This is a genomic window from Sphingomonas sp. LHG3406-1 (genome assembly GCF_029637485.1).
In the GTDB taxonomy this organism is placed as follows: Bacteria; Pseudomonadota; Alphaproteobacteria; order Sphingomonadales; family Sphingomonadaceae; genus Sphingomicrobium.
This window is the reverse complement of record NZ_CP069128.1, coordinates 2,652,462-2,677,553: the sequence shown is the minus strand read 5'-3', so window position 1 is coordinate 2,677,553 and position 25,092 is coordinate 2,652,462. Positions and strand designations below refer to the sequence as shown.

The 25,092-nt window shown below is 66.5% G+C and carries 28 protein-coding genes and 1 tRNA gene; 9 read left to right on the top strand and 20 right to left on the bottom strand.

Translation table 11 applies throughout. The features are described from left to right. Positions 1–324 precede the first annotated feature (324 nt). From JOY29_RS13110 to JOY29_RS13095, 4 genes are read right to left on the bottom strand one after another with little or no spacing between them, the layout of a single operon-like run. A complete protein-coding gene (locus JOY29_RS13110; RefSeq protein ID WP_300973983.1) occupies positions 325–1,440 on the bottom strand; it encodes a phage major capsid protein in 1,116 nt (371 codons plus the stop codon). A gap of 30 nt (positions 1,441–1,470) precedes the next feature. Beyond that, positions 1,471–1,896, bottom strand: a complete 426-nt coding sequence (locus tag JOY29_RS13105; RefSeq protein ID WP_300973982.1) for an HK97 family phage prohead protease — start codon at positions 1,894–1,896, stop codon at positions 1,471–1,473. A 1-nt stretch (position 1,897) separates the two neighbouring features. After that, entirely contained in the window at positions 1,898–2,209 is a 312-nt protein-coding gene (locus JOY29_RS13100; protein WP_300975545.1) for a DUF6127 family protein, read from the bottom strand. Positions 2,210–2,214: 5 nt separating this feature from the next. Continuing rightward, positions 2,215–3,327, bottom strand: coding sequence for a phage portal protein (locus JOY29_RS13095; RefSeq protein ID WP_300973981.1), 1,113 nt, complete (start codon positions 3,325–3,327; stop codon positions 2,215–2,217). Between the two features lie 276 nt (positions 3,328–3,603). On the opposite strand from JOY29_RS13095, the gene rpsF reads away from it, so the two are divergent. The 4 genes from rpsF to JOY29_RS13075 all read left to right on the top strand — a co-directional run bounded on the left by rpsF (position 3,604) and on the right by JOY29_RS13075 (position 5,517). Continuing rightward, on the top strand, positions 3,604–3,999 hold the full coding sequence (gene rpsF, locus JOY29_RS13090; protein WP_300973980.1) for a 30S ribosomal protein S6: 396 nt from the start codon (positions 3,604–3,606) through the stop codon (positions 3,997–3,999). A 3-nt stretch (positions 4,000–4,002) separates the two neighbouring features. Next, complete coding sequence (gene rpsR, locus JOY29_RS13085) at positions 4,003–4,227, top strand: 30S ribosomal protein S18 (protein ID WP_264883537.1); 225 nt, start codon at positions 4,003–4,005, stop codon at positions 4,225–4,227. Between the two features lie 12 nt (positions 4,228–4,239). Continuing rightward, complete coding sequence (rplI, locus tag JOY29_RS13080) at positions 4,240–4,836, top strand: 50S ribosomal protein L9 (RefSeq protein WP_300973979.1); 597 nt, start codon at positions 4,240–4,242, stop codon at positions 4,834–4,836. A gap of 162 nt (positions 4,837–4,998) precedes the next feature. Further along, positions 4,999–5,517 carry a hypothetical protein gene (locus JOY29_RS13075; RefSeq protein ID WP_300973978.1) on the top strand — a complete coding sequence of 173 codons (519 nt, stop codon included), beginning with the start codon at positions 4,999–5,001 and terminating at the stop codon, positions 5,515–5,517. A gap of 72 nt (positions 5,518–5,589) precedes the next feature. Here JOY29_RS13075 and JOY29_RS13070 read toward each other — a convergent pair whose 3' ends face one another. Continuing rightward, positions 5,590–6,051 (bottom strand): DUF6456 domain-containing protein, encoded by a 462-nt coding sequence (locus JOY29_RS13070; protein WP_300975544.1) that lies wholly within the window; start codon positions 6,049–6,051, stop codon positions 5,590–5,592. A gap of 105 nt (positions 6,052–6,156) precedes the next feature. Between JOY29_RS13070 and JOY29_RS13065 the strand changes: the two genes are divergently transcribed. After that, a complete protein-coding gene (locus JOY29_RS13065; protein WP_300973977.1) occupies positions 6,157–6,723 on the top strand; it encodes a helix-turn-helix transcriptional regulator in 567 nt (188 codons plus the stop codon). Between the two features lie 172 nt (positions 6,724–6,895). On the opposite strand, the gene JOY29_RS13060 is transcribed toward JOY29_RS13065, so the two are convergent. Beyond that, positions 6,896–6,971 (bottom strand) — tRNA-Val (locus JOY29_RS13060). A 46-nt stretch (positions 6,972–7,017) separates the two neighbouring features. After that, entirely contained in the window at positions 7,018–7,881 is an 864-nt protein-coding gene (locus tag JOY29_RS13055; RefSeq protein WP_300973976.1) for a MarR family transcriptional regulator, read from the bottom strand. A 221-nt stretch (positions 7,882–8,102) separates the two neighbouring features. On the opposite strand from JOY29_RS13055, the gene JOY29_RS13050 reads away from it, so the two are divergent. Continuing rightward, on the top strand, positions 8,103–8,372 hold the full coding sequence (locus tag JOY29_RS13050) for a hypothetical protein (protein WP_300973975.1): 270 nt from the start codon (positions 8,103–8,105) through the stop codon (positions 8,370–8,372). Here the strand turns inward: JOY29_RS13050 and cysQ are convergent. From cysQ to JOY29_RS13020, 6 genes are all read right to left on the bottom strand, one after another. Further along, a complete protein-coding gene (gene cysQ / locus JOY29_RS13045; RefSeq protein ID WP_300973974.1) occupies positions 8,345–9,160 on the bottom strand; it encodes a 3'(2'),5'-bisphosphate nucleotidase CysQ in 816 nt (271 codons plus the stop codon). The genes JOY29_RS13050 and cysQ overlap by 28 nt on opposite strands. 4 nt (positions 9,161–9,164) lie before the next feature. Further along, positions 9,165–9,944 (bottom strand): SDR family oxidoreductase, encoded by a 780-nt coding sequence (locus tag JOY29_RS13040; protein ID WP_300973973.1) that lies wholly within the window; start codon positions 9,942–9,944, stop codon positions 9,165–9,167. A gap of 115 nt (positions 9,945–10,059) precedes the next feature. Then, entirely contained in the window at positions 10,060–11,922 is a 1,863-nt protein-coding gene (locus JOY29_RS13035; RefSeq protein ID WP_300973972.1) for an acetyl/propionyl/methylcrotonyl-CoA carboxylase subunit alpha, read from the bottom strand. A gap of 45 nt (positions 11,923–11,967) precedes the next feature. Next, a complete protein-coding gene (locus JOY29_RS13030; protein ID WP_300973971.1) occupies positions 11,968–12,912 on the bottom strand; it encodes a hypothetical protein in 945 nt (314 codons plus the stop codon). Between the two features lie 104 nt (positions 12,913–13,016). Continuing rightward, positions 13,017–14,003 (bottom strand): biotin synthase BioB, encoded by a 987-nt coding sequence (gene bioB, locus JOY29_RS13025; RefSeq protein ID WP_300973970.1) that lies wholly within the window; start codon positions 14,001–14,003, stop codon positions 13,017–13,019. Positions 14,004–14,032: 29 nt separating this feature from the next. Beyond that, entirely contained in the window at positions 14,033–15,670 is a 1,638-nt protein-coding gene (locus JOY29_RS13020) for a carboxyl transferase domain-containing protein (protein WP_300973969.1), read from the bottom strand. A 124-nt stretch (positions 15,671–15,794) separates the two neighbouring features. Between JOY29_RS13020 and JOY29_RS13015 the strand changes: the two genes are divergently transcribed. After that, positions 15,795–17,879: a M13 family metallopeptidase gene (locus tag JOY29_RS13015; protein WP_300973967.1), complete on the top strand. Its 2,085-nt coding sequence runs from the start codon at positions 15,795–15,797 to the stop codon at positions 17,877–17,879. 118 nt (positions 17,880–17,997) lie between these two features. Further along, positions 17,998–18,312 carry a hypothetical protein gene (locus tag JOY29_RS13010; protein ID WP_300973966.1) on the top strand — a complete coding sequence of 105 codons (315 nt, stop codon included), beginning with the start codon at positions 17,998–18,000 and terminating at the stop codon, positions 18,310–18,312. A 114-nt stretch (positions 18,313–18,426) separates the two neighbouring features. Here JOY29_RS13010 and JOY29_RS13005 read toward each other — a convergent pair whose 3' ends face one another. Further along, positions 18,427–19,584 (bottom strand): acyl-CoA dehydrogenase family protein, encoded by a 1,158-nt coding sequence (locus JOY29_RS13005; RefSeq protein ID WP_300973965.1) that lies wholly within the window; start codon positions 19,582–19,584, stop codon positions 18,427–18,429. An 88-nt stretch (positions 19,585–19,672) separates the two neighbouring features. On the opposite strand from JOY29_RS13005, the gene JOY29_RS13000 reads away from it, so the two are divergent. Beyond that, the gene (locus tag JOY29_RS13000) at positions 19,673–20,866 is read left to right on the top strand and encodes an acetyl-CoA C-acyltransferase (RefSeq protein ID WP_300973964.1); all 1,194 of its coding nucleotides are present in this window, start codon (positions 19,673–19,675) and stop codon (positions 20,864–20,866) included. Here the strand turns inward: JOY29_RS13000 and JOY29_RS12995 are convergent. The 6 genes from JOY29_RS12995 to nadC all read right to left on the bottom strand — a co-directional run bounded on the left by JOY29_RS12995 (position 20,863) and on the right by nadC (position 25,092). Next, entirely contained in the window at positions 20,863–21,522 is a 660-nt protein-coding gene (locus JOY29_RS12995) for a hypothetical protein (RefSeq protein ID WP_300973963.1), read from the bottom strand. The genes JOY29_RS13000 and JOY29_RS12995 overlap by 4 nt on opposite strands. Continuing rightward, positions 21,519–21,725 carry a helix-turn-helix transcriptional regulator gene (locus JOY29_RS12990; RefSeq protein ID WP_300973962.1) on the bottom strand — a complete coding sequence of 69 codons (207 nt, stop codon included), beginning with the start codon at positions 21,723–21,725 and terminating at the stop codon, positions 21,519–21,521. Before JOY29_RS12990 ends, JOY29_RS12995 begins: the two co-directional genes overlap by 4 nt. 63 nt (positions 21,726–21,788) lie before the next feature. Continuing rightward, a complete protein-coding gene (locus JOY29_RS12985) occupies positions 21,789–22,262 on the bottom strand; it encodes an SH3 domain-containing protein (RefSeq protein WP_300973961.1) in 474 nt (157 codons plus the stop codon). Continuing rightward, entirely contained in the window at positions 22,262–23,668 is a 1,407-nt protein-coding gene (locus tag JOY29_RS12980) for a nitronate monooxygenase (protein WP_300973960.1), read from the bottom strand. Before JOY29_RS12980 ends, JOY29_RS12985 begins: the two co-directional genes overlap by 1 nt. 116 nt (positions 23,669–23,784) lie before the next feature. Further along, positions 23,785–24,171, bottom strand: coding sequence for a glycine zipper 2TM domain-containing protein (locus JOY29_RS12975; protein WP_300973959.1), 387 nt, complete (start codon positions 24,169–24,171; stop codon positions 23,785–23,787). A gap of 81 nt (positions 24,172–24,252) precedes the next feature. Then, positions 24,253–25,092 carry a carboxylating nicotinate-nucleotide diphosphorylase gene (nadC, locus tag JOY29_RS12970; protein WP_300973958.1) on the bottom strand — a complete coding sequence of 280 codons (840 nt, stop codon included), beginning with the start codon at positions 25,090–25,092 and terminating at the stop codon, positions 24,253–24,255.

Below are 25,092 nucleotides of genomic sequence, written 5' to 3'. Positions count from 1 at the left end.
AAGCGGAAGGTACCCGACGTGAAGTTGGTGAGAGTGCCCTTGATAGGCTGACGGCTGATGCTGCCGTTGCTCAGCAGCGTGCCTCGGCCCACTTCCCGCTCTTGAGGTCGATCAACCCCTTGAACCGAGTAATAGAAGCTGTCCCCGACGGACAAGGACTCCGCGAAGCTCGAAAAGCCGGATGCAGCGGGCCCGCAGACAAAGGCTCCGGTGCCTTGGGTCGTCGTGGTGACCCGAACCATGTCCACGAACTTGGGCGTGAATAGTTGCGCCATGTGTGCTGTCGCGCTTTCTGCAGATCTGTCCGGGGGAAGAAGAGGAAGGTTAGGCGAACTTGAGAAGCTTGATCGCTTCCGAGTTCACGACCTGGCCGCCGACCCGCTTAGTCGCGTAGAAGTAGACGTAGGGCTTCTTCGAATAGGGATCGCGCAGGATGCTCGTTTCGGCCCGCTCGGTGATGATGTAGCCGGCCTTGAAGTTGCCGAATGCGATCGACAGGCTGTTGGCAGCGACATCGGGCATGTCCTCCGCCTCGACCACCGGGTAACCGAGCAGCGTCGCCGGCTGGCCGGCCACCATGCCGGACTGCCAGATGAAGGCGCCGTCGGCAGTCTTCATCTTGCGCACCACCGCCGCAGTCGCCGAATTCATCACGAAGACCGCACCCTGGCGATAGGGCTGACGAAGCGACTGGACGAGGTCGACGAGCTTGTCCTGGGGATTGCTGGCCGGGAAACCGCCCGCGACGCCCGTGCCGATCGTCTGCAACGTGCCGATCGGCCGGCTTGCATCAACAGCCGTCGCGTTGGGCGAGGAGAGGAAGCCGAGCGGTTGATTGGTGCCGGTGCCCTTCACGAACGCCATGCCTTCAGCGCGGGCGAATTCGGTCGCGATCTCGTTTGCGAGCCATGCCTCGACGTCGAACAGGGCATCGTCCAGCATGTGCTGCGAAGCGGCCGGATTGGCGTAGAGCTCACCGCTAGCGGGTACGATTTCGGTGAACGTTGGCGTCGCGGTTTCGGGGCGGAGAGCCTCGAACCCAACCCAGCCCGACGGCGTTCCACCATTGGTGATCAGCTTGCGGTAGTTGGAGCTGCCTACCTTGACCACGTTGCTGATGCGCCGGATCGGAGAGATCGCCACCAGGGTCCGGTCGATCACCTCGTCGATCTCGCGCGGCACAGCCAGGCCGCCCGCGCCCGCCGAAGCATTGTCGACCGACTTGCCTTCGGTGAGGGCCTCGCCGGTCCGGAGGAAGTCGGTAAAGCGCTCCTGTCCGGCGCTCTTCTGCTCGGCATCGATATCGGGTCGTCCTGCGGCGACAAGATTGTGCCGCAGGCGCGTCTTGAGCGCGTCCAGTTCGGCACGCAGCCCCTCGACGCCGTCATCATGCTGAAGGGCCACGAACGACTCCGCCAGCGGATCCGCCTTGAATTCCATTGATTTCTCCACTTGAAAATTGGTCGTTTGCTATTGCTGATCGAGCTTGTGCACGCGTGCGAGCGGCTGCATCGGCTGCCGGACCAGGCTTATCTCCAGCAGTTCGACTTGATTGAGTTCACGCGCTTCAGGACCGCGCGCCGAGGCGGTTACGCGGTAGCCGAAGCTGAGGCCCGAAAGCCGACCGCGCGAAAGTTCTTCGCCGAGAGCCCGCCCCAGCCGGTCGTCGTTCAGCCGCCCGATGACCTGCAGCCCGCGCTCATCCTCAGCCAGATGTTCGACGATGCCGATCACACGACCGGACTGATGCTGCCACAGCAACGGCACCCTCGCCTGCGCCTCGATCGTCCGCCGGAAAGCGCCACGACGGACGATATCGCCGCCCCTGTCCAGCTTGTCGAAAACCGAAGCGTAGCCAGCGAAGCGCAGGCCCATGCGGGCGCGCTCGTTGCGCATCTCAGTTCTTCAGCAAGTCGGTGAGCCTCAATCGGTACGCGAGCCCCAGCATCACGAGCGCCAGGAGAACCCTGACGATCCAGCGCGCAACTGCTTGCCAAGCCGATCTCTTCACGTCTCGCCACGTCCCCAGAAGTTCGCGTAACTCATCGACATCGCGGCGCGCGTGGCCGTCTTCGAGGCCAAGCACCGCGAGCGCTCGAATGGCGCCGGCATGACTGGCTTCCTCAACGAGTGCTCGCAGTCCGGCGAGGTCGAACGGCCGGCCCTCCGCGCTGACGATCAGCTTGGCCAGCAGTTCATCCGACGAAATGCGGGTCAATGAACGTCCCCCGCAATCGGCTTGAACCCGAGAAGCTCCCGCTTCTCGTCATCGGTGATGAAGTCGGCCGAGGAGACCATCTGCCACAGCCTCTCCCTGTCCTCAGCGAGATCGCTGATGGCGTCGGTGTCGACGGCCAGGCGCACGTGACCAAGCCACTCCGACAAAGCCTCCGACACTTCGCTCAGGATTCTTTCCGCCAGGGGCAGCACCGTCTGCCGGTACAAGGCGCGGCCCGCCTCGCGCAGATTGGCGTAGGCGGTGTCGCCCGGTAATCCCAGCAAGACCGGGGGCACGCCAAACGCCAGCGCGATGTCCCGAGCCGCAGCCTCCTTGATGGCGACGAAATCCATGTCGGTTGGGGTGAGGCCAAGCGCCTGCCAGCGCAGTCCCCCCTCGAGCAACATCGGCCGCCCCGCGTTGAGGCTTCCGCAGAACTGCCGTTCGACCTCCTGCCGCAGCCGTTCGAACTGTGACTGGCTCATCGCGGCTCCGTCCTTCGGCTCGTAGGTGAGGGCACCGGATGGCCGAGCCGAGTTGTCGAGCAGCGCCTTGTTCCAGTGACTGGCGCGATTGTGGATCGCAGCCGCTGCACTGGCAGCGCCCAGGCAACCCAGCCCCTGCTGCTCCTGGCTCGGGTTGAGGGCCTTCACGTGGATGAGCTTGACGCGCTCGAGATGGTCCCTCCGGCTGATGCGGCTGGTCTTGCGCCCTGCCCGGTAGAGATAAGCCCGCGGCCATCCACGGTCGTCGACTTCGACGCTGACCCGGTCCGCCCGAAGCGGAAAGATTTCCGCCGGCGTGTCGAGCGCTTCAATGATCTGCAGATAGGCATTGCCATGCAGGAGCAGCGACGCCGCGGCCTGTTCGAGAAGGCTGCACCGCCCGAGCAGTCCGGCCGCCTTCTCGTCACCCTCGATCGAATAAACCTTGAGCGATCCGACCGCACCGGCCACCAAGCGCACGGCGCGCTGTCCAACGGGGTTCTTGACGAAAACCTCGTTCAACTGCGCCTGTGGTCCGGTTGGAAACGGGTTCCGGTCCTCCTCGAAGGCAAACGGCAGGAATGGCGGCGGAAGGTCCGCCGACTTGCGTCCGAACCAACCCATTTCACTTCCCTGTTGATTGCTGCCGGCCGCTCTTCCGATTCAGCCTAGCTTGCCTTCTTGTGCCATAACAGCGTGACGATGTCAAGCGTTTTGTGCCTGTCTGGTTTCTACTCGATAGCGTTTCAGGCCGCATGCTTGCAGTGGGCGCCTTCCTGTGCCAGAGGCCTCCGTCCGCCGAGCAGATTCGTCTGGCTGGCGGGCAAGCATTATCGACGACAGCCGGAGGGGCTTCCGCATGGGGCGGGCGCCAGCGATCGGCCAACATGAGAGAAAATCATGCCGCTCTACGAGCATGTCTTTCTCGCAAGGCAGGACCTGGCGCAAGCCCAGGTGGACGCCCTTGCTGAGACGGCAACCAACATCATCACCGAGCACGGCGGAAGCGTTGTCAAGGCCGAGACGTGGGGCCTGCGCGGCCTTGCCTATCGCATCGCGAAGAATCGCAAGGCTCATTATGTGATGCTCGACATCGACGCGCCGGCCGCTGCCGTCGCGGAGCTCGAGCGTCAGACCGGCATCAACGAAGATGTCATCCGCTACATGACGGTGCGCGTCGACGCGCATGAGAAGGGTCCTTCGGCCATGATGCGCCGTCAGGAGCGCGATCGCGGCCCCCGCGGCGATCGTGGTGACCGGCCCGAGCGCGGTCCCCGCGAAGAGATGGGAGCGTAACCGATGGCCCGTGCATTCTTCCGCCGCCGCAAGTCCTGCCCCTTCTCGGGCAAGGACGCGCCCCGCATCGATTACAAGGATGTCCGTCTGCTTCAGGGCTTCGTGTCCGAACGCGGCAAGATCGTCCCGAGCCGCATCACCGCGGTGAGCACCAAGAAGCAGCGCGAGCTGGCCAAGGCGATCAAGCGCGCCCGGCACATCGGCCTGCTGCCCTACGTGGTCAAGTAAGGAGCGCTATTCATGGAAGTCATCCTGCTTGAGCGCGTCGAGAAGCTCGGCGCCATCGGCGATGTCGTCACCGTCAAGAACGGTTTCGCCCGCAACTACCTGCTTCCGAACAAGAAGGCGCTTCGTGCCAACGAGGCCAACCGCAAGCTGTTCGAAGCCAACCGCGCCAAGATCGAGTCCGACAATGCCGAGCGTCGTTCGGCTGCCGAGGGCTCGGCCAAGGGCATCGACGGCAAGACGGTTCAGCTGATCCGCCAGGCCTCCAACACCGGCCAGCTCTACGGTTCGGTCAGCGCCCGCGACATCGTCGATGCCCTTGAGGCCGACGGTGCCAAGGTCGCGAAGAGCCAGGTCGTGCTCGATCGTCCCATCAAGGCGATCGGCATGCACGAAGTGCGCGTGGCGCTTCATCCCGAAGTGTCCGTCACCGTGAAGGTCAACGTCGCCCGCTCGCCCGAGGAGGCCGATCTTCAGGCCCAGGGCGTGGACGTCATGGCCCAGATGTTCGAGCGCGACAACGCCGGCTTCACCGAGGAATACGATCCGAACGCCGAGCCGGGCGCCACCGCCGAGGTGACCGCTGAAGAGGATCAGGCCGACAACGCCTGATCTCCTTTTTCCGCGAACAACAAGGCTGGGGCCGTCCGGGAGACCGGGCGGCCCTTTCCTTTTGGCGCACCCGCCTTCGACTGGTCGCAAGCTGCTGGAACGTTGGCTCCCGTCCGACCTTTGTTGCTTCACGAGCATGGGGCGCACGGAGGAGAAGCACAGATGAACGCCGACGAACGCACGCCCGGCCAGCAAGGCTATGGTCAGCAGACATCGCAGGAAGCCGACGGGCAGCGCGCCAGGGATCAGCAAGGCAACCAGCAGCCGACGGGCCAGCAGCAGCAGCAACAACCCACCGATCAGGGTCAGGGCCAGGACGGCGGCGCGATGTCGACCGGACAGGCCTCGTACGGCAACAGCGGCGAGACCGACGAATTGAGCCAGAACAGCAGCAGCCTCGGCCAGGAGAATGACATGGGCCAGGATCGCGGCGACCAGGGCGGCCAGCGGCTCTTCACTGGCTCCGACGATGATCTGGGCGGCGCCGGCTCCGACGGCACGCCGTCCGCTCTTGGTGGCGGTGGTTACGGTGGCTCCGGCCAGACGACCGGCGGTGACGACCAGGATTTCGCGAGTGACGGTCAGGGCGCCCTCGACGACAACGACGGTGATGGCACAACGGACATCGAGATCGAGCGGAGCCAAGGTCGTGAGAGCGACGTCGAGGGTCGCGGGATCTAGAAAGCACGAAACTCCGGAAGGAGCGGAAGAACCACTCCGCTCCTTCCCTCTTCTACAATTCCACGGCCCGCCTCACTTCAATCGGTAATAGTCGGCAACACGATCCAGCGACATGCCGAGCACCAGCTTGCCTGCGCGCGCAGGCCAGCCGAGGGCAGTCTCGGCTTCGCGCATCCCCTCTCCCGCACAGACAATTCGCCATAGGATATCGGACATCCCCGGACCGGCCGCGGCAAGGGCACCGTCGAAGCGCTCCCGTGCTGCCGCTTGCCTCTCCGACGGCGCAAGCGCGCCCTCCTTGCTCCCGATCCGGCGCTGATGCGTGGATATGTCCCAGCGCATGGTGACGCTTGGCGAAAGGTTCGCCCGCTCCCAATCGGACCGCAGCTGCTCGCCGGCATCGAACTGACGAAGGCTCAGGTGCCCGTGCTTGTGAAGCCAGCCAAGCGGGGACTCGACCTGGTTCACCGTTACGGAACGACGCACCTTCTTGGTTCCCTCGCCTGCATCGGCAAGGCTCTTCTCTACCAGCATCCTTCTCGACATCTGCACCCCTTCCCAGCCCGATTCGAGAAGCATCTTGCCAGAGTTGATTAGATGTAGGACAGTGAAACTCACCGAAGCGGTTAGGGACAAGACATGATCACACGCATCAGGGAGGTTCGCAAAGCGAAGCGGATGACGCTCGACGACGTTGCCCGGGCCTGCAAGCCGCCGACCACGCCACAAACGGTCGGCCGGCTGGAGACGGGAATGAGAACGGTCAGCATCGGTTGGCTGAATCGCATCGCAGACGCGCTTGGCGTGTCCCCCACCGATCTTGTTGACCACCCGGAGAGCGAAAAGCTGGAGGTGCTGGCCCTGCTTGGCAGCGACGGCGCCTCGGCCCCGCGCAAGGCGCAGGTCGCCCTTCCCCCTCGCCCCGCCCCTGCTCAGGTGGCCATATTGGTTACATCCAGCATCGGCGACTATCGCAACGGCGACGAACTCTGGTGCGATCGCATCCAGGCCGAGGAATTCGGACGCGCAATCAACCGGGACATCCTGGTTCCGCGGCCGACCGGTCGATTTCAGTTCGGCCGCCTGCTTGCACGGGAAGACGGCAAGCTGCACCTCCTGCCCCTGGGCAGTGGAGCACGACAGGTGGTCATCAACGACCCGCCCTATGTCGCACTTCCGGTGAAGCTCGTGCGCTCGTTCGGCTGAACCGGTCCGATCGCCAGATCAGCGCAGGTCCGTCGATCTCTTCCATCAGCTGGTGCCCGGAACTGCCGGGCCCATGGCGAACAGAATCGGCGACGGGCCTGGAGAGCGCGTCATCTGCGAGGTCCGCGTCTGAGGTCCGTGGCGGAAGGCGAAACAATGATCTTGGAAATCATGGTGGGCGCTGACGGGTTCGAACCGCCGACCTACTCGGTGTAAACGAGCCGCTCTACCAGCTGAGCTAAGCGCCCACCCGGCGTCCGTGCATGGCTACGCGCGCGAACACAAGAGCGATGTTCAGACCGCGACCATGCCGGCCTCCTGAAAGTAGCGGCGGAGTGCGGCGCTGGTCGGTTGCGCCATCTCGATGAACACGCGGCGACCGTCATGGGGGTCATCCCGCCGCAGAAGCAATCCGCGGTCGGTCATGGCCTTGATCCAGCGCAGCGCCGTGGTCGCAGGTACGGCCGCGGCGATGCACAGGCTCGATACCGGCACCCGGTGCTGCACGATTTCCGCCTGGAGGAGGTCGAGGAGCATGTCCCACGCCGGATCGGCGAAGAGGTCCGCGGGGAGATAGCTGCTCCGCAGCCGCCGCGCCCTGATCATCGCGCGCAACGCCTCGGCGGAGACGGTCGGCAGGTCGGCGCGGGGCGGCGCCATCGTCGCGGGGGAAAGCGGCGGGCCATCGGAAGTGCTGCTGAGCCGCGAAAGAGCCGTCGCGATGCGGCTGACCTCTTCGCTGAGTTGCCGCAGGCGAGCCGCGCTGGCATCCGATGCGACATCGTGCGCGCGCATCTCCCGGGACGGCTGCACCGCCAGCGAAAGCGCCGCCAGCCGCTCCATCTCACTGGCGTTGACCAGCAGTTCAACATCGCTGTCGCCGACATGCTGGAGGGTTTCGTCTAGGTGCTCCAGGCGGAGAGACAGGACCACGCCGCAGCTCTTGCGGGCTGCCTCGCGACCCGCCTTGTCAAGCAGGCGACGGACCGCTGCGCCGGGTGCCTCGTCGAGCTCGATCCAGATCGCCGAAAGCGTCGCTCTTTCGTCCAGCGCCTCGCTCGCCTCTGCAGGCGTAAGGTCGGAGAGGAGCGAAACCTCGCTAAGTGACGCCGTTCCAACTGCGCGCCGGCGTGCATCCTCGGAGTCGCCGACCACCATGATGGGCGCACGAATTTCATGCGAATAGGACTGAACGAGGGGGGATAGGGCAAGAGTCATGACACCATCCTTATGGGTCAATTATCCGAGCTCGATGAGACTACATGGCAAAATGGCGCCATGTCAGCGAAAAGTTGCGCCAGTCTGGAGTTGATGGGCACGCACCCGCAACCAGTCCGAGGGATCTTGCGGCAGAGGGGGTGTGGAGCGAGAGGGTGGTCATGAACGAGCTGAATAGCGGAGACACGGCGGCACGAGGCGAACTACTGGTGACGCTCCGTTATGGACTGCGGCAGACCATTCGCCTTGCCGAGCATCTGATGAGCGACCCGGCGGCCGGCGGCGAGGCGCACGGCTTGCTGTCGCGGCTCCGCGCCATTCGCCGCGAGCTTGACGACATGGCAATCGAAGGCCCCGATCTCCGCCGCGCGAATGGTGATCCGATATGGAGCAATTCGGTCGATCAGCGATCGATCGTCAGGTCCAGTTGATCCAGGTACGGCTGCAGCAGCGGCGCCGCCCAACCGGCGGTTGCAACGAAGCCGCGGTTGAGGAACGCGGCCTTGCCATAGCCGAGTGCTCGCCCGTCCGGGCCATCGACCCGTCCACCCGCCGCAAGCAGCACGGCATGGCCGGCGGCCGTATCCCACTCCGACGTCGGCGACAGTCGCGGGTAGAGATCCGCCCTGCCCTCCGCCACCAGGCAGAATTTCAGGCTGGAGCCGACCGACACCAGCTTGGCATCGGGCGCGGCCGAGGCGACATAATCCGTGGTCGCCTGGTTCATGTGCGACTTGGAGGCGATCACCCTTAGCGGCGTCGAAGGCCGGCTCACCTGGAGCGGCTGGCGCTCACCGTCTCCTCCCTCGACGAAGGCGGAACGACCGACCACGCCCGCCCAGAGCCTGCACTGCTCGGGCGCAAGCACCAGTCCGAGCCGCGGCTCTCCCGCGACGATCAGCCCGACGTTGACGGTATAGTCGTCCCCGCCACGGACGAACTCCTTGGTGCCGTCCAGCGGATCGACGAGGAAGAAGGCGTCGCCAACGGCGGGCACGCGGCCCGCGGCCACTTCTTCCTCCGCGACCACGGGAATGCCCGGGGCGTGCCGGCCAAGCGCCGCAAGCAGGATCCTCTCCGCCGCGCGATCGGCGACGGTCACCGGCGACGAATCATCCTTATGCTCGACGTCGAAGCCGGCGCGCCGCACCGCAAGGATCGCTTCTCCCGCCTCGCGGCACGCCGCCGCGAGTGGCGGAAGAAGCGCTTCCAGATTCACGTGCTTACTTCGGGGCCATGCGGATGCCGCCGTCGAGGCGAACATGTTCGGCATTCATGTAGCCGCTCTCGACCATGAAAACGGCGAGCTGGGCATATTCCTCGGGACGACCGAGGCGCTTCGGGAAAGGCACCTGCGCGCCGAGCGCATCCTGGACCTGCGGCGGCATCATCGCGACCATCGGCGTCTTGAACACGCCGGGAAGAATGGTGTTGACCCGCACGCCTTCGTTCATGAGGTCGCGAGCAATCGGCAGGGTCATCGCCAGCACGCCGCCCTTGGACGCCGAATAAGCGGCCTGGCCGATCTGGCCGTCCTCCGCAGCGACCGAGGCGGTGTTGATGATCACGCCCTTCTCGCCGTCCTCGAGCGGCTCGGCGTCGACCATCCCCGCGGCCGAATGCGCGATGCAGCGGAAGGAGCCGATGAGATTGATGCCGATCACCAGTTCGAACTGGTGAAGCGGATACTTCTTCACCGCCTTGGTCTCGCGGTCGCGGCCGACGGTCTTCACGGCATTGGCGACGCCCGCGCAGTTGACCAGCACCCGCTCCTGCCCGTGGGCGGCGCGCGCCTTTTCGAAGCCGGCGGCGACGGTGTCGTCATTGGTGACGTCCACTTCGCAGAAGATGCCGCCAATCTCGGCTGCGACCTTCTCGCCCTGCTCCTGGTTCCGGTCGAAGATGGCGACCTTCGCACCCTTGGCCGCAAGCGCCCGCGCGGTCGCTTCGCCAAGGCCGGACGCGCCGCCGGTGACCACTGCCGCAATGCCGTTGATGTTCATGTCTTCACGCTCTCCCGAGAAAAAAGCAAGTCGCGTCCACGTCGTTCACTTGTTCAGCTTCGGACACTTCGGTGCCTTGCGCCGATGTATCGAAGCGGCCGCCTGTAGGACAGGATTATTCGGCTGCCTCGACCCGCGCGAGCAGGGCTTCCACCTGCACCTGCTGCCCGGCTTCCACGTTCAGTTCGGCGACCACGCCGTCGAAGGGCGCAAGCATGGCATGCTCCATCTTCATCGCCTCGAGCGTCAGCAACCGCTGCCCCTTGGTGACCATCTCGCCGGCCGCGACGTCGACGCTGGTAACCTTGCCCGGCATGGGTGCGAGGAGGCCGCCGTCACTGGCGGCAGCGCCGGTGCGGCCGCGCACGCCCCGTTCGAAGCTGAAGGCCTGGCCTTCGGCGAAGACGACCACGCGCTGCTCGTCACGAAAGCCAGAAGCCTCGGCGAACTCATCCTCGTCCCTGAGGATCAGGCGGCGCCGCTCACCGCCGTGGCTGAGCGTCACCGCCGGCTGGGCGGGAGCATTGAGGCGGAAGCCGGCCAGAGCATCCCCGCTTTCCCCTTCCGCCAGCGCAATCACCGCAGCTGTCCGCCACAGGGCGTCATCCGCTTCGGTCGCGGGCACCAGCGCGTCGAGCTTGCGGCCGATGAAGCCGGTGTCGAGCCGTGCCGCCTCAAAGTCGTCGTCGAGCAGGCAGTTGACGAGGAAACCGGCATTGGTCCGGACCGGCCAGACCTCGACCGAGTCGAGCATGGTGGCGAGACTGCCGATCGCCTCGTCCCGGTCGTCACCAGACGCGACCAGCTTGGCGATCATCGGATCGTAGAAAGGCGAGATCTCGTCGCCTTCCTCGACCCCCGTCTCGATCCGGCCATCCTCGCCAAGATCGAAATGCTCGAGCAGGCCCGTGCTCGGCAAAAAGCCGGTGGCGGGGTCCTCGGCATAAAGCCGCGCCTCGATCGCATGGCCGGTGATGGCGAGCTCGTCCTGACGCCTGGGCAGCGGTTCGCCGGCGGCGACGCGGAGCTGCCACTCCACCAGGTCCTGGCCGGTGATCTCCTCCGTCACCGGATGCTCGACCTGGAGGCGGGTGTTCATCTCCATGAACCAGATGCGGTCGGCCCGCAGGCCCTGGCTGCCGTCGGCGATGAACTCGATCGTCCCCGCGCCCTCGTAGTTCACGGCCCTCGCCGCACGGAGGGCGGCACCGCAGACGGCGTCGCGCGTCGCCTCGTCCATGCCCGGGGCTGGCGCTTCCTCGATGACCTTCTGGTGCCGCCGCTGGAGCGAGCAGTCGCGCTCGAACAGGTGGACGACATTGCCGTGGGCGTCGCCGAACACCTGCACCTCGATGTGGCGTGGGCTTTCGATCCACTTTTCGAGCAGGACGACATCGTTGCCGAAGCTGGACGCGGCCTCGCGCTTGCAGCTGTCGAGCGCGTCGGCGAACGATCCGGCGGAATCGACCTTGCGCATGCCCTTGCCGCCGCCGCCGGCGACCGCCTTGATCAGCACCGGATAGCCGATCGCGTCCGCCTCGGCCTTGAGCCGCGCCGCGCTCTGGTCGTCGCCGAGATAGCCGGGGGTGACCGGTACGCCGGCGTCGGCCATCAATTTCTTGGCGGCGTCCTTGAGGCCCATGGCACGGATGCTGTCGGGCTTGGGGCCGACCCAGATCAGCCCGGCGTCGAGAACGGCCTGCGCGAAATCGGCGTTCTCTGAAAGGAAGCCGTAGCCCGGATGGATGGCCTCGGCGCCCGTCGCCCTGGCCGCCGCGATGATCTTCTCGCCGACCAGATAGCTTTCGCGCGCCGGGCTGGCACCGATGTGGACCGCTTCGTCGGCCAGGCGCACGTGGAGCGCGCCGGCATCGGCGTCGGAATGGACGGCGACCGTGCGGATGCCGAGCGCGCGGGCGGTCCGGATGACGCGGCAGGCGATCTCGCCCCGGTTGGCGATGAGCAGGCTCTGGATCATGGCCGGCGCATAGCCGCCCGCCACGCTCCGGAACAGTGGCGGCGGTCAGCGGCGGGGCGGAGTCGCCTTGAAGAAGTCGATCAGCACCCTCGTCGCGTCGAAGCGGGTCGGGTTGGTGCCGCGAAGCCGCTGCATCACCCGTCCCGCAAAGCCGCCCGCGCCGGCCAGTTCCCCTTCGCTGCCGCTCGGCCAGCCGTGGCCATAGGACGCGAGGGTATATTGCGCGATGCGCCCGTTACGCGCGGTGACGGTGCGAAGCGTCACCTCTTCGTTCAGCTTCCTCTCGGCGGCGGTGGGTGTATCGAGCCTGGCGCTCCACAGCCGCAGCGTGTCGGCCGCCGAGGTCGTCCCGTTGCCGCCCTGGCTGGGGATTCGTCCGCCATCATATTTCATCAGCGGATCGGCGGCTCCGAGCACCTGCACGATGTCGACCGGTCGGCCCTTCGGACAGGCGGCGGCCAGATCGACGCTCATGTTGGCGACGACTGCGCCGACGCCGCGGATCCGGTCGCTCGCTTCGCAGGCAAGGCGAAAACTCATCATCCCGCCGTTCGACACGCCGGCCGAGAAGGTCCGTTCAGGCGAAATTGCCGCGCGCTTGGCGACGTCGGCCAGCACCGCGCGCAGAAAGCCGACGTCGTCGATCCCCGCCGCCACGCCCTCGCGGCCGTCGGCCCAGTTGCCATCCGCGGCCTTGGGCACGATCAGGATGAAGCCGTCGCGGCGGGCGGCGTCGACCATGCCGGTGGCAGTCGCGACCAGTTCGGGCGTACGCTCGCGGCCCGAGCGCTGCGCCATTCGCTGGCGAAGTTCGGGCGGCGAGCCGCCGTGCAGCATCAGCACGGTCAGGCAGGGCGTCGCCGGCCGGACGCAGGCGGCGGGCACATGCTCCGACCAGCTGCGCGTGCGCCCCTGATGCTGCAGCGAGCGCGGGGCGAGGTCGGGCGAGGCGGCGGCGGCGAGCGCCTGGGCGGCAATGATGGTCAGCATCGGCTTGGCTCCGTGATCGGCGGCACGGGCCGTTGCTGACCGAGCCAGCGTGAACAGGTGATTACGCATCCGTTCCGACGAAGCCTGGATGTCCCGCCGCGGGACTATTCCGCGGCTTCGAGCACCCGCATCGGCTCCTCGGCCTGCATCGGCCTGAGGCCGAGCTTGGCGAACAGCGCCGCATCCCTGCTGTCGCCGGCGTTGGCGGTGGTCAGCAACTTGTCGCCGGTGAAGATGCTGTTGGCGCCGGCGAGAAAGCACAGCGCCTGCGTCGCTTCGGACATGCTTTCGCGCCCGGCCGACAGGCGGACCATCGAGCGCGGCATGGTGAGGCGCGCGACGGCGACGGTGCGGACGAACTCGATGTCGTCGATCAGCCGCTCGCCCGCGTACATGTCGCCGAGCACCGTGCCCTTGACCGGGACGAGCGCGTTGACCGGCACGCTTTCGGGATGGCGCGGCAGGGTGGCGAGGGCGTGGAGGAAGCCGACGCGATCCTCGCGGCTCTCACCCATGCCGACGATCCCGCCGCAGCAAACCGCGATCCCGGCCGAGCGGACCTCCTCCAGCGTGTCGAGCCGCTCCTGGAAGGTCCGGGTCGAGATGATCTCGGCATAATGTTCGGGCGAGGTGTCGATGTTGTGGTTGTAATAGTCGAGGCCGGCGGCCTTGAGCTGCCGCGCCTGCTCTCCCGACAGCATGCCCAGCGTCATGCAGGTCTCCAGCCCCATCGCCTTGACGCCCTCGACCATCCGGCAGACGGCGGCCATGTCGCGATCCTTGGGGCTGCGCCACGCCGCGCCCATGCAGAAGCGCTGTGAGCCGGCGGCCTTGGCCTCGGCAGCCGAGGCGAAGACGGCGTCGACGTCCATCAGCTTCTCGGCCTTGAGGCCGGAGCCCGCGAACGCCGACTGCGAGCAATAGCCGCAATCCTCCGGGCAACCGCCGGTCTTGATGGAGAGCAGGGTGCAAAGCTGCACCTCGCCTGCGGCATGGTGCGCGCGATGGGTCTCGGCGGCGCGAAAGAGAAGGTCGGTGAACGGCAGGTCGAAAAGCGCGGCAACTTCCGCGCGAGTCCAGTCGGTACGCATAAGCTCCAATCGTGATTTGAGGTCGAAGCCTACATCCGGAAAACGCCGAACTGCGGACGCTCCGGAACGGGCGCGTTCAAACAGGCGGCGAAGGCGAGGCCGAGGACGTCGCGGGTCTGGGCGGGGTCGATGATGCCGTCGTCCCACAGGCGGGCGGTGGCGTGCCAGGGGTGGCCCTGCGCCTCGTAATCGTCGCGGATCGGGGCCTTGAAGGCTTCGGCTTCCTCCGGGCTCCACTTGTCGGCGTCACGGTGGACGGTGGCCAGCACGCTCGCCGCCTGCTCGCCGCCCATCACGCTGATCCGGCTGTTGGGCCATGAAAAAAGGAAGCGGGGCGAATAGGCGCGGCCGCACATGCCGTAATTGCCGGCCCCGAAGCTGCCGCCGATCAGCACGGTGACCTTGGGCACCTGCGCGGTGGCGACGGCGGTGACCAGCTTCGCGCCATGCTTGGCGATGCCCTCCGCCTCATACTTCCCGCCGACCATGAAGCCGGAAATGTTCTGCAGGAACAGCAAGGGCACTCGGCGCTGGCAGGCGAGCTCGATGAAGTGCGCGCCCTTGACCGCGCTCTCGCTGAACAGGACGCCATTGTTCGCCAGGATCGCGACCGGCATGCCGTGGATATGCGCGAAGCCGCAGACGAGCGTGGCGCCGTAAAGCGGCTTGAACTCGTGGAATTCGGATGCGTCGACGATGCGGGCGATGACCTCGTGCACGTCGTAGGGCGCACGGACGTCTTCGGGGATGATGCCGTAGAGTTCGGCGGGGTCGTAGAGCGGCGGCCTGCTCTCCTTGACGTTCGTGCTGAGCGACGTCGACGCACGCCCGTCGACGTCGCTCAGGGCGAACGCGCTTGGGGGCACGGTCGATAGAATATCCCGAACGATCGTCAGCGCATGCTCGTCGTCCTCGGCGAGGTGATCCACCACCCCGCTCTTGCGCGCATGGAGGTCGCCGCCGCCGAGGTCCTCGGCGCTGATCTCCTCGCCGGTCGCCGCCTTCACCAGCGGAGGGCCGCCGAGGAAGATGGTGCCCTGGCCCCGGACAATGACGCTCTCGTCGCTCATCGCCGGGACGTAAGCGCCGCCGGCGGTGCACGACCCCATGACGCAGGCGATCTGCGGGATTCCGAGCGCGCTCATGTTGGCCTGGTTGAAGAAGATGCGCCCGAAATGGTCGCGGTCGGGGAAGACCTCGGCCTGGTGCGGCAGGTTGGCGCCGCCCGAATCCACCAGATAGATGCACGGCAGCCGGTTGGCCTCGGCGATTTCCTGCGCGCGCAGGTGCTTCTTGACCGTCAGCGGATAATAAGTGCCGCCCTTCACGGTGGCGTCGTTGCAGACGATCATCGCCTGCCGGCCCGACACGCGGCCGATCCCGCAGATGATTCCGGCGCCCGGCACCTCGCCCTCATAGAGGTCATTGGCGGCGAGCTGGCCGATCTCGAGGAAGGGCGAACCGGGATCGAGCAACCGCTCGACGCGTTCCCGAGGCAGCAGTTTTCCACGGGAAACATGCCGGTCGCGCGACTTCTGATTGCCGCCGAGCGCGGACGCGGCGACGTCGGCGCGCAGCTTCTCCACCAGCGCCCGGTTATGCGCGTCACGAGCGCGAAATTCCGGGCTGTCCGGATTGACCTTGGTGTCGAGGCGCGGTGCGCTCATGCGGGCTCTTGCTTCCGTTCGTCGAACAGCGATGGTCGTTGGCGCCTAGCGGGCCGCGTGGCGCTTGCAAAGCACGTTGGCCGGTCGCAGCGAGGAGGCAGACAACCCCTTCCAAGGAAAAACCATGTCGCGCTCGCCCTTCTTCCTTGCCGCTTCGGCCCTCGCCCTCAGCCTTGCCATCACCGCCTGCGGCGGGACTGGCAGCGGCGAGCAGAAGGTCGAGGCCGCGGCCGGGACCGGGCTGGGCATCGTCCCTGCCGCGATGGACAGGTCGGTGGCGCCTGGCGACGACTTCTACGCCTTCGCCAATGGCGGGTGGATGAAGAACACGCAGATCCCGGCCGATCGCTCCAGCGTCGGCGGTTTCTTCATCGCCGACCAGGTCCGCGAGAAGAACACCCGCGAGCTGTTCGACACGATCCTCAAGAGCAACCCCGATGCCGGCACCAACGAGGGCCGCATCGCCAACTACTACAAGGCCTATCTCGACACCGCCGCGATCGATCGCGCCGGCATGTCGGCGGCCAAGGCGGACCTCGATGCGATCGCCGCCATTGGCGACAAGCGCGCGCTTGCCGCGGCGATCGGCGGCACGCTCCGCGCCGACGTCGACCCGCTCAACGCGACCAACTTCCAGACCGACAATCTGTTCGGTGTTTTCGTGACGCAGGGCCTGAGCACGCCGGGCGAGACCCTACCCTATCTGCTGCAGGGCGGCCTCGGCATGCCGGAGCGCGAATATTACTTGTCGGCCGATGCCAAGATGGCGGGGATCCGCGACAAGTACAGGGGCTATGTCCAGACGATCATGCAGGCGGCCGGATCGCCCGACGCGGCCGGCGCTGCGCAGCGGATCATCGCGCTCGAAGGCAAGATCGCACAGGCCCATGCCAGCCGCGAGGAAAGCGAGGACTTCAGCAAGGCAGCGACCGTCTGGACGCGCGCGGAGCTGGAGAAGAATGCGCCCGGCCTCGACTGGGGCGCCCTGCTCGGCGCCGCGCAGCTGGGATCGGCGCCCAAGTTCCAGGCCTATCATGCGACCGCCATTCCCAAGCTCGCCGCGCTGGTCGGCTCGGAGCCGCTCGACGCGTGGAAGGACTGGCTGGTCTTCCACACGCTGAACCAGCAGGCGAACGTCCTGCCGACGCCGATCCGCGACGCCAGCTTCGCCTTCAACGGCACCGCCCTTTCGGGCACGCCGCAGCAGCGGCCGCGCGAGGCGCAGGCGCTGAACGCCACCAGCAACGCGCTTCAGGACGCGGTCGGCAAGGCCTATGTCGATCGCTACTTCCCGGCGTCGGCCAAGGCCGAGGTCCAGCAGATGGTCGACAACATCAAGGCTGCTTTCGCCAAGCGCGTCGAGGCGCTCGACTGGATGGGGCCCTCGACCAAGGAAGAGGCGCTCAAGAAGGTGCGGTCGATCGTCGTCGGCGTCGGCTATCCCGACAACTGGCGCGATTATTCGGCGGTCACCATCGGCGCCGACGCCTATGGCAACCAGAAGGCCGCGAGCCTGGCCGAATACCGCCACCAGATCGCCAAGATCGGCAAGCCGATGGACCGCGCCGAATGGTGGATGCCGCCGCAGCTGGTGAACGCCGTCAACCTGCCCGTCCAGAACGCGCTGAACTTCCCGGCCGCCATCCTGGTGCGGCCCTTCTTCGATCCCAAGGCCGATGCCGCCTACAATTATGGCGCGATCGGAAGCGTGATCGGGCACGAGATCAGCCACAGCTTCGACAATAACGGCGCCTTGTTCGATTCGACCGGGCGTCTGCGCAACTGGTGGAGCCCGGCCGACTTCCAGCGCTTCCAGCAAGCCGGCGACGCGCTCGCCAGGCAATATGACGCCTATGAGCCGCTGCCCGGCCTGCGCGTGAACGGACGGCTGACGCTGGGCGAGAATATCGCCGACGTGGCCGGGCTCGCCGCCGCCTACCAGGCCTATCAGGACAGCCTCGGCGGCAAGCCGGCGCCGACCATCGACGGCACGACCGGCGACCAGCGCTTCTTCATCGCCTATGCGCAGGCCTGGGCGACCAAGATGCGCGAAGAGGCGCTCCGCGGCCGTATCGCCACGGACGGCCATGCGCCCGGCCAGTATCGCGCGCTTACCGTCCGCAACCTCGACGCCTGGTACAATGCCTTCGACGTCAAGCCCGGGCAGAAGCTGCATCTCGCGCCCGAGCAGCGGGTGAAGGTCTGGTAGTCGCGACTGCGGTCGCTCGCATCAGGGTTGCGGCCAGTCTTCCGTTCGCCGGAGGCTAGCCGCAACCGCCTGTCTCCAGCACGCGTTTCATGCCTGACAATCCGACAAGGAGATGGGCATGTTCGTACAGGTGAACCGCGACAATCAGATGGAAGATCGCGAGGCCGACCTGGACCGGGTCGAGCAGATGGTCGAGGACCGTCTCAGCCGCATCGCGGACAAAGTCACCCGCGCGGAGATCCACCTGGGGCACGTGAAGGAAAGCCGAACCAATAATCCGGAATTCCGCTGCATGGTCGAGGTCCGGCCCGAGAATCTCGCGCCGGTCGCAGCGTCGGCGGAAGGTGTCGGAGTCGAGGCGGTCGTCCGCTCCGCCTGCGACAAGGTGCTGCACGCCTATGACAAGGTGGTCGGCAAGCAGGGGGCGCGTTGAGGAGCCTTCAACCGTCACCCTGAACTTGTTCTAGGGTCCACGGCGCGACGCGAACGGTAGTTCACGTTGCGCTGTGGTTGCTGAAACAAGTTCAGCATGACGGAAGCAGGAAGGTCAGGCCCCGATCAGCTCCCGCCCGATCAGCATGCGGCGGATCTCGTTGGTGCCGGCGCCGATGTCGAGCAGCTTGGCGTCGCGCATGAAGCGCTCGACCGGCCAATCCTTGGTATAGCCCGCGCCGCCCAGCGCCTGGACCGCTTCGCCCGCGACCTTGAACGCGCTTTCGCTCGCCAGCAGGATCGCGCCGGCGGCGTCGAAGCGGGTGGTCTTGCCGGCGTCGCAGGCCTTGGCGACCTGATAGACATAGGCGCGGGCGGAATTGAGCGCGACATACATGTCAGCAATCTTGGCCTGCATCAGCTGCTGCGCGCCGATCGGCTTCCCGAACTGCTTGCGCTCGCGGACGTAGGGCAGGACCACGTCGAGGCAGGCCTGCATGATCCCGAGCTGGATCCCGGCGAGCACGGTCCGCTCATAGTCGAGGCCGCTCATCAGCACGCCGACGCCGCCATTCTCGGGACCCATGATGTTCTCGGCCGGAACGAAGCAATCGTCGAACACCAGTTCGCTGGTCGGTGAGCCGCGCATCCCGACCTTGTCGATCTTCTGGCCGATGGAGAAACCCTCCATGCCCTTTTCGATCAGGAAGGTGGTGATGCCGCGGCTGCCGGCTTCCGGCGACGTCTTGGCATAGACCACCAGCACGTCGGCATAGGCGCCGTTGGTGATCCAGAATTTGGTACCGTTGAGGCGATAGCCGTTGCCGCTCTTCTCGGCTTTGAGCTTCATCGACACGACGTCGGACCCGGCCCCGACCTCGCTCATCGCCAGCGCGCCGACCTGGTCGCCGCTGATCAGTCCGGGCAGGTACTTGCGCTTCTGCTCGTCATTCGCCCATCGGCGGATCTGGTTGATGCAGAGGTTGGAATGGGCGCCATAGCTGAGGCCCACCGAAGCCGAGGCGCGGGCGACTTCCTCCTGCGCGACGACATGCTCGAGATAGCCGAGGCCGAGCCCGCCCCACTCCTCCTCGACGGTGATGCCATGAAGGCCGAGCGCACCCATCTCGGGCCAGAGCTCGATCGGAAAGCGGTCGTCGCGGTCGATCTCGGCGGCGAGCGGGGCGATGCGGTCGGCGGCGAAACGCTCCGTCGACTCGCGGATGGTATCGGCCATGTCGCCGAGGTCGAAATCGAGTGTGGGTGCGGACATGGGGCGGCGCTAGCAGAGGCGCGGAGACTTGGACAAGGCGGCCCGAATGCTTATTGCAGTGCAACAATCTTCACACGGAGTCCGCCTCATGGCCACCGCCGCTTCCGATCCCGTCGTCATCCTCTCCTATGCCCGCACCCCGATGGGCGCGATGCAGGGCGCGCTCGCCGACGTCAGCGCGACCGATCTCGGCGCCACGGCCGTCAAGGCGGCGGTCGAGCGGGCCGGAGTCGAGGGCGGCGACATCGACCGCATCTACATGGGCTGCGTGCTCCCGGCCGGACTGGGTCAGGCCCCTGCCCGCCAGGCGGCGATCAAGGCCGGGCTTCCGACGAGCGTGCAGGCGACCACCGTCAACAAGGTCTGCGGATCGGGCATGCAGACGGTCATCATGGGCGCCGAAGCGATCGCGGTCGGCAATGCCGACGTCATCGTCGCCGGCGGCATGGAGAGCATGACCAACGCGCCCTATCTGCTGAAGAAGCACCGCAGCGGCGCGCGCATCGGCCACGACACCGCCTACGACCACATGTTCCTCGACGGGCTGGAAGATGCCTATGAGGAAGGGCGGGCGATGGGCAGCTTCGCGCAGGCGACCGCCAACGACTATCAGCTCACCCGCGAGAGCATGGACAGCTATGCCATCGAGAGCCTCAACCGCGCCAAGTCGGCGATCGACAATGGCGGGTTCGCCGACGAGATCGTGCCGGTGACGGTGAAGAGCCGGGCGGGCGAGACCGTGGTCGACACCGACGAAGCGCCCGGCCGCGGCCGTCCGGACAAGATCCCGCAGCTGAAGCCCGCCTTCCACAAGGAAGGCACGATCACTGCGGCGACCAGCTCTTCCATTTCGGACGGTGCCGCCGCCGTCGTGCTTGCCCGCGAGTCCGAGGCTCAGGCGAAGGGCCTGAAGCCCGTTGCCCGGATCGTCGCCACCGCCGCCCATGCGCAGGCCCCGGCCGAGTTCACGATCGCCCCCATCGGCGCCATCCACAAGGTGCTCGACAAGGCCGGCTGGAGCATCGGCGAGGTCGACCTGTTCGAGGTCAACGAGGCCTTCGCCTGCGTCGCCATGTTCGCGATGAAGGACCTCGGCATCGGCCACGACAGGATCAACGTCCATGGCGGCGCGACCGCGCTTGGTCACCCGATCGGCGCCAGCGGCACCCGCATCCTCGTCACCCTGCTCAATGCGCTCAAGCAGAAGGGCCTGAAGCGCGGTATCGCCAGCCTCTGCATCGGTGGCGGCGAAGCGACGGCGGTCGCGGTCGAGCTGGTCTAGCGCGGCGTGAGCAGGCCCCGCCGCCCGACGGCAACGAAGACGGCGACGAGGTAGAGCGCGAAGAAGCTGGCGAGGAATTCCAGCGGCGCCATCGGGGTCGCATAGCCAAGCTGCGCGGCCGCCGACTTCGCCCCGACGGTCGCCAGCAACAGCAGCAGCAGGATGCCGCTCGCTTCCTTGGACGCGAGTTGCATCATCTCGTCACCGAGATTGCGGTAGCGGATGCTGAGCGCCACGAGGATGACGACGGCAGCACCCGCGACGAGCGCCGCGACGCCGGTCGGCAGCGGGCCTGCCCATGCCGGAGTGCTCCCCAGCGCAAGGGCACCCAGGAAGATCGCCACCAGGAGAAACGAAAGGCTGCCGATGACCAGCGCCTGCTTCTGCTCGGCGATCTCCTCGCGGTCCTCGACGTTGAGCGTCTTCGCGCCGACCCCCGGAACGAGCGTTCCAAAGCCGACGAAGGCGGACATGAGCGCATAGATCAAGGCCGTGGCCAGCGCCGCCAGCCGCCCACTGTCCTCGAGCAGGCCGGCATGGCGTTCGAGGGCGGTCAGCATCGCGATCATCGCGACGGCACCGACCACCCCACCCATCACTAGCTGAAGGATCGTCTTGCGCACCTTTGCATTCGATGTCTGCAGCGGCGAGGTCATGCTTCCGGCTCCCAATGGTCAAGGAACAGCTGGTCGACCGGCACGGCGAACAATTTCGCCATGCGCAGCGCCAGCGGGAGGCTCGGGTCGTACTTGTCGGTCTCGACCGCATTGACGGTCTGGCGCGACACGCCGAGGCGGCGGGCGAGTTCGCCCTGCGACCAACCCGACTGCTCGCGCCAATCCTTGACCCGGTTCTCCATGGGCCAAGGGGTATGTCAAACACTCTTGTCAGTCAAGAGTTCTTTACAGGCCGCGCGCGCGCCTCAGTCGACCACCTCGTCGGGCGCAACACCCCACAAATTGCCGACCCTGATGTGGCCTTCGCGCTGGCCGATCGTGATGTGGCACCAGCCGTCGCCGCCGCAATCGTCGATCCGGCCGACGACTCCGGGCTCGACCATGTAGCGGACGCGGCTGGATTCGTCGGGGCGGGCGTGGACCGGCCGCGGTGACGAGCCGGCGACGAGCGCCGTGCGCGTGTCGCTGAGCAGGACCCGGCGCATCCAGCCGCGCGTGCCCTCGCTGTCCTCGATCAGCCGCCAGTCCTCATGCAGCTTGAGCACGCGGATCGGCAGGTCGCGGCGCATGTACAGCCAGGTGCCGGGATAGGTCGTCGCCGGGCCGGTTCGCATCAGCGCCTTGCCGCTCTTGATCGACGCCCAGTAAGGGACCGGCCTGTCCTGCGCAGCCGCCGTCGCGGCCACGACCATCAGTGACAGACCAAGCAGGCGCTTCATCATGCTCCCGTGCGGATTCGATCCACCAGCTGCTTCACGGTGGGCACGAAGCCATTGGAATAGAAGGGATCGGTCTTGAAGCGGAAGGCGGCGTGGCCGGCGAACATGAGGTTCTGGTCGACCGGACCGCCATGGGCGATGTCCTGCAGCGTCTTCTGGATGCAGAAGCTGCGCGGATCGGCAAGCCGGCCCGTGCTGTTCTTCTCGTTGTCCGCCCAGCTCGAGAAGCTGCACTGCGAAAGGCAGCCCATGCAGTCGGCCTGGTCCTTGCGGATGATCTTCTCTTCCTCGGGGCTGACGAAGACGAGCGTGTCGTCCGGTGTCTTCATAGCCTGGGTGTAACCCGCGCCATACCATTCGCGGGCATGCTGCAAATCGCCCTTGGTGACCCAGTAATTCTTCTTGGTGCCGATGCCGACATCGAGCTCGAACGAATGGTCGCCGACCGCTTCCTTGGTGAAGGCGATCTGCCGCTCGCTGCGCGCCTCGAGGCTGCGCAGGAAGGGATTGCGCACGGCGGAGGAATAGAAGCCGGTCGGGCTGAACTTGTGGAGCAGGACGTCGCCCTCCTCCAGTGTCATCAAGCGCGCCTTCCACTCGGCCGGGATCGGGCTTTCCTGCGTCAGCAGCGGGCGGGTGCCGAACTGGAACATGATCGCGCCCAGTTCGGGATTGTCGATCCAGTCTTCCCACTCGTCCAGCCGCCACACACCGCCGGCCATGACGATCGGCACGTCGTCGCTGATGCCGCCTTCGCGCATCACGGCCCGAAGTTCGCGCACGCGCGGATAGGGATCCTGCGGCGCGCGCGGGTCCTCGGCATTGCTGAGGCCATTGTGGCCGCCGGCCAGCCAGGGATCCTCGTAGACCACCGCGCTCAGCAGCTCGGAGACCTTGCTGTAGGCGCGCTTCCACAGCGCACGGAACGCGCGGCCGGAGCTGACGATCGGCAGGTAGGAGACGTTGTACTGGGCCGCGATCTCGGACAGCTTGTAGGGCATGCCCGCGCCGCAGGTGACTCCGGCGACCAGCCCCTTGGTCCGCTCGAGCACGCCGTGGAGGACGTGCTGCGCGCCGCCCATTTCCCACAGGACGTTGATGTTGATGGCGCCGCGCCCGCTGGCGACGTCATAGGCCTTCTTCACCTGCGTCACCGCGCCGTCGATCGCGTAGCGGATCAGCTCGTCGTGACGCTCGCGGCGAGTCATGCCGTTGTAGACCTGCGGGATGATGCGGCCTTCGGGATCGTAGCTGTCGGCGTTGACCGCGCTGACCGTGCCGATGCCGCCGGCGGCCGCCCAGGCGCCGGAGCTCATGTGATTGGTGGCGCTCACGCCCTTGCCGCCCTCGACCAGCGGCCAGACTTCGCGGCCGCGATAGTTTAGTGGCGACAAACCCTTGAACACAGCCCTGGCACTCCTTGCGTTAAGTGACGGGCCTATAACGCCCAAGCGGCCAGCCCCAAACGAAAAAGGACCGCCGGAACGTTCCCGGCGGTCCCCTGGTGCGGCTTGCGCGACGCTTAGTAGCGATAGCCGTAATCGTTGTAGCCGTTGTTGCGGCGCTTGCAGCTGTCCTTGTCGACCTTGCGGCCCAGCAGGGCGCCGACCGCACCGCCGATGATGGCACCGGTCGCGCTGCTTCCGCCGCGGCGGTTGCCGTAATAATCGTAGGTGCGACGCCCGCCCGCGATCTGGCTTCCGACCACCGCGCCGGCGACGCCGCCGATCACCGTGCCGGTCGTGCCCGAACAGCGGTTCCCGTAATAGGTTCGGCCGTTGTAGCCGCGGTCGTATCGATTGTCGTAGCGCCCGTAATAGGGGTCGCCCGGATAATATTGCGCCTGCGCGGCGGCCGGAATCGCGAGCAGCGAGGCGGCGGAGGCGGCGATGAGAAACTTCTTGGCCATGATCGGGCTCCTTCTTGTTGGAGCCGTTCTGCGCCTGTCGCACTGACGAGCGGCTGAACCGCGCTGTCGGTCGCCGTTCAGCTAAGTTAACGCGAAATCGAGCCCGATATCGACTGCCGGCGCGGACTGGGTGATGCGCCCGACGGAGATGTAATCGACGCCGGTCTCGGCAATGGCACGGATGGTCTGCAGGTTGACGCCGCCCGAGGCTTCGAGCGGCACGCGCCCGGCCACCAGCGCGACCGCTTGGCGAAGCACCGGCGGCGGCATGTTGTCGAGCAGAAGCCGTTCGGCGCCCGCCGCCAGCGCCGGCTCGATCTGTTCGATGCGGTCGACTTCGACCTGCATTTGAAGGCCGCTTCCCGCCGCCCTCGCGCGTGCTACGGCAGCGTCGACCGAGCCATTCACCGCGACATGATTGTCCTTGATGAGGAGGCCGTCGTCGAGCCGCAAACGGTGATTGGTCGCGCCGCCCATGCGCGCCGCATATTTGCCGAGGAGACGCAGGCCGGGAATGGTCTTGCGTGTATCGAGCAGGGTTGCGCCCGTACCGTCGATCGCATCGACATAGCGGCGGGTCAGGGTCGCGATTCCGGACAGGTGCTGAAGGGTGTTGAGCGCCGAACGCTCCGCGGTCAGCATGGCGCGCGCCTGTCCCGCAAGGCGCATCAGCACGGTCCCGGCCGGAACCCTGTCGCCATCGGCCACCTCGCTCGAGAGGCGCACCTCGGGATCGAGCCGGCGGAAGAAGGCTTCCGCCAGCGCAAGGCCGGCGACCACGATCTCCTCGCGGCAGTTCATGGTGGCGGTGAAGCGCGCGTCCGCCGGGATGGTCGAGGCGGACGTCACGTCGCCGCCCTGCCCCAGGTCCTCGGCGAGCACGCGGGTCACGAAATCATCCAGGTCGAAGCCGTCGATCAT